Annotated in this window: 6 protein-coding genes and 2 pseudogenes; 4 read left to right on the forward strand and 4 right to left on the reverse strand. The window is 58.3% G+C overall.

Annotated elements, in window-relative coordinates:
• The 3 genes and pseudogenes from IVA96_RS19480 to IVA96_RS19490 all read right to left on the reverse strand — a co-directional run.
• Positions 1-180, reverse strand: a pseudogene (locus IVA96_RS19480) (PQQ-dependent dehydrogenase, methanol/ethanol family); the annotation flags it as partial.
• A gap of 84 nt (positions 181-264) precedes the next feature.
• Positions 265-807, reverse strand: a complete 543-nt coding sequence (locus IVA96_RS19485) for a ubiquinol-cytochrome c reductase iron-sulfur subunit (protein ID WP_247418716.1) — start codon at positions 805-807, stop codon at positions 265-267.
• 162 nt (positions 808-969) lie between these two features.
• Entirely contained in the window at positions 970-1,248 is a 279-nt protein-coding gene (locus tag IVA96_RS19490; protein ID WP_247301723.1) for a hypothetical protein, read from the reverse strand.
• Between the two features lie 714 nt (positions 1,249-1,962).
• On the opposite strand from IVA96_RS19490, the gene IVA96_RS19495 reads away from it, so the two are divergent.
• From IVA96_RS19495 to IVA96_RS19510, 4 genes are all read left to right on the forward strand, one after another.
• The gene (locus tag IVA96_RS19495) at positions 1,963-2,343 is read left to right on the forward strand and encodes a hypothetical protein (protein ID WP_247418718.1); all 381 of its coding nucleotides are present in this window, start codon (positions 1,963-1,965) and stop codon (positions 2,341-2,343) included.
• Between the two features lie 97 nt (positions 2,344-2,440).
• The gene (locus tag IVA96_RS19500; RefSeq protein ID WP_247418719.1) at positions 2,441-3,070 is read left to right on the forward strand and encodes a TerC family protein; all 630 of its coding nucleotides are present in this window, start codon (positions 2,441-2,443) and stop codon (positions 3,068-3,070) included.
• A gap of 237 nt (positions 3,071-3,307) precedes the next feature.
• Positions 3,308-4,774: a CHASE3 domain-containing protein gene (locus IVA96_RS19505; RefSeq protein ID WP_247418721.1), complete on the forward strand. Its 1,467-nt coding sequence runs from the start codon at positions 3,308-3,310 to the stop codon at positions 4,772-4,774.
• 586 nt (positions 4,775-5,360) lie between these two features.
• Positions 5,361-5,960: an ABC transporter substrate-binding protein gene (locus IVA96_RS19510; RefSeq protein ID WP_247418723.1), complete on the forward strand. Its 600-nt coding sequence runs from the start codon at positions 5,361-5,363 to the stop codon at positions 5,958-5,960.
• Between the two features lie 113 nt (positions 5,961-6,073).
• Here IVA96_RS19510 and IVA96_RS19515 read toward each other — a convergent pair.
• Positions 6,074-6,230, reverse strand: a pseudogene (locus IVA96_RS19515) (IS5/IS1182 family transposase); the annotation flags it as partial.

Here is a 6,230-nt window from a genome sequence, read left to right on the forward strand (position 1 = left end):
CGGACTGTAGCCCTGCCCGTCGTAGGTGCGTCGGTACAGCATCCAGTTACTAGGTTCCGGATTTTCCAGCCTGGCTTGTGTCACTGGACTGTAATTTTCGATCGGACCACCGAATGAGGCGGTCGAGAAAAAGGTCGTGCACGCAACACAACCTGACAATAGCCATTGCCTTTTGGTCATGGACGTCATCTCCCTAAGCTCTTTCTCTTGCCGACCATAAATAATGCGAACAGCTGTGGCACGGGAATCCGATGCGACTACTCGTCACCCTGCTTGTTGAGCACCTACCTTTCCAACGAATGTTGCAGCGATGGTGAGCGAGCCGTCGGCTATTGCCAGCGGCAATGCCGCCAGACGTCGAGGCGCGGGCCCGAACACGACCTGCGCGCTTTCCCGGGGATTGAACTCGGAATTGTGACAAAAACACTTGAGAACGTCGTTGTCGCCTACGTCCGACTTCAGCCAGCCGGTGACAGAACATCCGGCATGAGTACAGATCGCCGAATAGGCTACAATGCCCTCCGCGGAGCGCGAGCGGGTCTCCTCATCCATGTCCCCGGGATCAAGCCTTATGAGGAGGATTTCGTTGAGCCGCGAGCCGTTGCGGACAACCGAAGTCTTTGGGTCCTTTGGCCAGGCATGCAGCGGCGCCTCACCGAGCCTCACGTCGTCGGACACGATGATGCTGCCGGCGCGGTCACGCTCTGAGACCACAAGAAGGTCGCCTTTCCTCGGCCGATCGCTGCTGCCGGGCTGGTCTTCCTGCGCCGCAGCGAACCTCCTCGCCGTTAGAAACGCTCCGAGCATGGCGAAAAAATCGACCGTCGCGTTTGCTTCGGAATTCGCATTGGTCCGTCTCTATCCCCACTGTAGAGCCTCGAAGTCAGGCACGTGTGCCTTCTCGAGCGAGACGCAAGAGCAAGGGACTACACGCCAGGCGCGGTCGCGCGCGCCTCGGCGAGGCTCAGCTCACCGCTGCTTTTCGCCGCTACTTGGGGTCCGCGTGGAGGTGCCACTGGTTGGGCCGGTTGTCGGCGCAGCAGTGTCACTCTTTCCAGGAGGATGAGCAGAAGCACCTGGCTTTTCCTGCTCGCCGACATAGCCTGACTCGCCGGACTGGCGGGTCTTGATGCCCTTGTCCGCCTCCTCCTGCATCTGCGGGTTCGGTGCCGTCGGCTGCTGGGCCAGCCCTGGCAAGGCTAACGTAATTCCAACAGCTACAAGCATCGCAACGATCGTGGTTCGCATAGCAGTCCTCCCCATCGCAGCGCGCACTTTGTACGACAACGAACGCACCGGCCCGCAAAAGTTTCCTCGCTCATCAGCCGTATTTGCGAAAGGCGATACCGCACAAGGGGTGGCGAGCAGACCCGGCTTTAGAGCGACGTTCCGGCGGCGGCATGCGCGATCTCCGAGCTTGGAGGTGTCCGACGTGCCCGGCGGCTTTCTCTTCGGTGGTCGGCATCAGGTAAGGACATTAGCGTAGCGAACAGCGATGCAGCGGCCACCTGGACAACCGGGCCGAGCCGTCGCCGGCGATGCTTTGACGGGCGCGCGTCCTGTGGGTGATCAGGCCGCAACGCTACCGAATTTCGTGCGTGCTAAACGGCTCGCGGTCATCTTGCCGCGCGGTTAAAACGCGCGCGACAATGCGTAGCATTGTCTTTCTGATTGCGGTGGTCGTCTTTAGAGAGGATTTTATCGATCGTGGGTGCGCTCTTCAGAGGGGCCAGCACATGATTGAGATTTGGATCAAGTGGTTTAAGTCTCTGGCCTCGGTCGAGGGGCTGGCAGCCATCGTCGTTGTTGCCGTAATGACCGCTGGCGTTCTTACGCTGATTGAGGGGCGGCGCAGTAGGACCAAAAAACATTAGCTGCAAGAATCAAAAGAACCGTCAACTGGAACAAGGTCGTTCCGCAAAGTAAGTGGCCCAATAAGATGCTCGTATGCAGGAGGATCAAATGATCGCTTCTCATGCAAGTTGGAATGCTCCTTGGCGAGAAACATTCTGCATCTTCGTGCTGTTGAGCATGCTGGTCGCGGCTCCGGCCCTTTTGATAATATTCTTGCTGGACTCGCAACTCGTCTTACCAGCGCTGAGTCTTCTGTTTTTCTCGGACGCGATGATCACCGCGCTCTTGGCCCTGGCAAAGTCAGGGACTGCAACGGTGAGCAAAATTTCTCTCTGGGATATCGCAGGTGCGTTCACAATGATCGGTTGCGCCGCAGCGATTTTTGGCGAGCCAGATCAAGTAGCACTGCTTTTCGGGCAGACCGCCGGACCACATTCGGACGCCGCTGCCGGAGATAGTTACCTTAGCGATCGAGCCGCGATGGACTAGAACTGGATCTGTATAAGGGCTTTGGAGGTAACTTGTATGGGTCGAGCTGGCAGATAAATACGCGCCTCGCTCGGAGCCGAACCTGGGACCATAACCCTTGATAGACCATCTTCATACGGATGTTCTTAGCGCACTCGTGCAGGTCGTTCTGATTGATCTTGTGCTCGCTGGTGATAACGCCATCGTCATCGGCCTTGCTGCAGCGGGACTTCCTCAAGCGCAACGAGCCAAGGCCATTTTGATCGGGATCGTCGCCGCGACGATATTGCGTCTTCTCTTAGCGGGGATAGCCACGCAAATCCTGCAGATCGTCGGCCTTCTGCTCGCTGGCGGGATCCTGTTGCTGTGGGTATGTTGGAAAATGTTGCGAGAGTTGCGCACGTCTCCCGCAGGGTCCACTGTTTGGAAAGGGACCATAGGGGCCATTGCAGAAAGCAAACCCCGCAAAACGCTATTCCAAGCGAGTTGGCAGATTATCGTGGCCGACGCTTCCATGTCTCTCGACAATGTCCTTGCGGTCGCAGGGGCGGCACGCGACCATCCCGTGGTCTTGATTTTCGGCTTGGGGCTTTCCATCGCAATGATGGGCCTGGCCGCTTCTTTCATTGCCGGCCTTCTGCAAACGCATCGATGGCTCGCTTACGTCGGACTGGCCGTCATTCTCTATGTGGCAGTTGAGATGATCTGGCGCGGAACATTGGAGATCATGAAGGTCGCATCGATATAGGGCCTGTTGTGTCCGACGGCACCGCATGCCTAGAATTTCCCAGTTGTCCGACGAGATGCTGTATGCTCCACTCAGGGGAAGGCTGCGCTGCTTTGCCCCTATCACAGTCCCATGCCAAATTCTTGCGAATGCCACCGCGTGGGAGCAATCTTGAGTTAGCCAGCTGTTCGGCCGCTGATTTCGGCCTTGAGGGTCACTGTGTCCCCTTTCTCGAATTTGCTGATCTTGCACAAATTGATGGCCGCGTTTGCAGCCGTGATAGCCGTCATATTTGTGAGTGGCGCAATCGTATATGACAGACTCGGCGTGATCGAAGAGGCCAAAAACTGGCGTGTCCATACCACTGACGTGTTGGACACGCTAGAGAGGGCGGTGGCCGCAGCGCTTGATCAAGAAACGAGTCTGCGCGGCTATTTGCTCAGTGGCGACGAGAAATTCTTGGAGCCGTATCGCAGGGGTGGCGACAACTTCAGTGCGGCGATCCGGAAATTAAAAGCACAGACTTCGGATAACCAAGACCAGCAAAACCGGCTCGATGAGTTGAACGAGCTGGCGTCCACGTGGCGCATCGAGACCGCCGAGCGCGAGATCGCGCTGATGGCGACCCCCGAGACGCGCGAGGACGCACGCACGCTGGAGGGGTCGACCGGCAAGGCTGCGATGGACGCCATCCGCGCCAAGGCGAACGAAATCGAGGAGGCTGAGCGCGATCTGTTGGCAAGGCGCGACGCCGTGCAGAAGCAGGCGTACGCCACTGCATACACGGCGACCGCGCTGGGCGCCGCAGCCTCGCTCCTGATCGCGGTGTTGATGGGCATTTTACTCACGCGCGCTATCGCGACGCCGATCACCCGAATGACCGGCGCCATGACCGCACTCGCCAAGGGCGACACTAGCATCGACGTGCCAGGGATTGATCGGCGTGACGAAATCGGCGCGATGGCGGGTGCGATCGAAATTTTCAAGAAGGCTGTCATTGAACGGCAAAAGACCCAGGTCGAACTCGCTCATGTCAGTCGTGTCGCGACGATTGGGCAGCTGACGGCCTCGATTGCCCATGAGGTCAATCAGCCGATCTCGGCTGTGCTCACCAATGCGGACGCCGCCTTGAACTGGCTGCGCGCTAACCCGCCCAATCTGAACAAGGCCCGCGAGTCCCTCGAGCACATTGTCGCAGATAGCCGACGAGCTGGCGAGATCGTCCACCGTATCCGTGCTATGGTCAGGAAAGCGCCGGTACCCAGAAGCCGCCTCGACCTCAACGAAGCCGTGCTGGACGTCGTCGCCATGGTCCGAAGCGAGGCGGTGAGGCATAAGATTTCGCTGCGGACGCAACTGGCGGAGGACCTGCCGCAGATCGAAGGTGAGCGCATTCAGCTGCAGCAGGTGCTCCTGAATCTGATCCTTAATGCCATCGACGCCGTGAACAGCGTTGAGGACGGCTCGCGGGAGCTGCAGATCAGCACGGAAAGGGATGTTGCGGGCGATGTACGCGTCTCCGTGAGAGACTCGGGCCCGGGGCTCGACCCGACGAGTGAAGAACGCGTTTTCGAAGCGTTCTACACGACCAAATCGCACGGCTTAGGGATGGGCTTGGCCATTTGTCGGTCGATCATCGCAGCTCATGGCGGACGGTTGTGGGTGACGAGGAATAAGCCTCGGGGGGCCGTCTTCCAGTTCACCCTCGCTCCCCACCAGGACTAGGCCCCGTTGGGCCAGGACCAATGTGGGCGTATGCTTGAGGATTGAGCGGGGCGCCGATTTGGGCTCTAGCTTGTCCAAAACAACGTCTGCTCCTGCTATGGCTACGAGCGCTCGGCCGCAATCACACTGACTGTCAGCTGCCAAGTGGTCAAAATAAGTCGTGAAGGGTGGGGCGCCTAAGCTCGGTACGCCGGTTTTTTTCGTGTGACACCGCATTATGCAGGGAGGGGCGGCTCGCGGCCTACGTGCTCCGGCGGGCTGCTGTCGTGCACGTGCTCAGGTTGTCTTCGCAAATTCCGTCGGACAATATCAGGAAAATGGCGGCATTCGACATGACTGAAGACATCATAGTCCTGGGCGGCTTGGCCATCCTGTTCTGCTGGACCTACATCTGCTTGCCATTGATCTTTTACAGCTGAGTAGGCGCCGGTGTGACTGAGCCGAAACATGAACTGCCGACCGAAGTTCGGTGCTGAAGTTCGGTGCTGCAGTGCGACCGGCCGACCATCAAACCAGCTGGAGCGCCCGGCTATACCGTGGACAACGAGTACGACGACGAACCATCCTTGGCAGCGTCGATCCCTCGATGGCGCGGCGATCAGGCACGGGACTATGTGAAGCTCTATGGCCCGCCGGTTCCCGCCGGCGGGCTAGACGAAAAGGGCCGCAGCGATTGAGACTCGCTGCGGCCTGCGCCCGGTCCTGGCTAATCCAAAGCAATCCAATCCACAAGAGAGTAATAGCTGAAGAGCTGCCTCAAACTACCCGAAAACTCGGAATTGCTCCGCCCGTAGTAGAGGCGACAACTGCGGAGGAGTTAGACATCGCCTTTGCCTCGGCTGCGTCTCAGCACGTGGATGCAATGATCGTTTTCGGCGATGCCTTGATCAGTCGCAACAGCATGCGAACTACTGAACTGGCAGCCAAGCATCGCATCCCACCGATGTACCTCGGCCGACAGTACGCTACTGGCGGCGGATTAATTTCATACAGTCCTGATTTCCCAGACTTTTGGCGTCGTGCAGGCGGATACGTCGATAAGATTCTTAAAGGCACTAAGCCTTCCGATCTGCCGGTTGAGCAGCCGACCAAATTTGAATTAGTGATCAACGTCAGGACGGCCAAGGCACTCGACCTCACCGTTCCTCCAACGCTACTTGCGCGCGCCGACAAGGTGATTGAATAGCAATGGGAGTTTCTGCGATGCGTGAGTCTGCTGTTGGCCGATTCTGTTGAAAAGGCCGGCAGTATTTAGTTGTAATAGCTCCGTCGCGGCTTGGCCGAACTGCTCAACCGCCTCTATGCGAGCCTCGGCTTGGGCATCGGGATCAGCTTGGCCATCTTTCGAAGGTTTTGAGCGGTGGCTGCGAGGATGAACTCGTCACGCGCGCCGTTTGGACCTCGTAAACGCAAACGGTCGAGCTTGAGAATGCGCTTGAGGTGCGCGAACAACATC

It is taken from the genome of Bradyrhizobium sp. 159 (genome assembly GCF_023073795.1).
Classification (GTDB): Bacteria; Pseudomonadota; Alphaproteobacteria; order Rhizobiales; family Xanthobacteraceae; genus Bradyrhizobium.

Excerpts from the sequence above, each read along its gene's own strand:
- IVA96_RS19505 (WP_247418721.1), top strand. The coding sequence starts at position 3,308 with ATGGCCGCGTTTGCAGCCGTGATAGCCGTCATATTTGTGAGTGGCGCA.
- IVA96_RS19510 (WP_247418723.1), top strand. The coding sequence starts at position 5,361 with ATGGCGCGGCGATCAGGCACGGGACTATGTGAAGCTCTATGGCCCGCC.
- IVA96_RS19490 (WP_247301723.1), bottom strand. The coding sequence starts at position 1,248 with ATGCGAACCACGATCGTTGCGATGCTTGTAGCTGTTGGAATTACGTTA.
- IVA96_RS19495 (WP_247418718.1), top strand. The coding sequence starts at position 1,963 with ATGATCGCTTCTCATGCAAGTTGGAATGCTCCTTGGCGAGAAACATTC.
- IVA96_RS19485 (WP_247418716.1), bottom strand. The coding sequence starts at position 807 with ATGCTCGGAGCGTTTCTAACGGCGAGGAGGTTCGCTGCGGCGCAGGAA.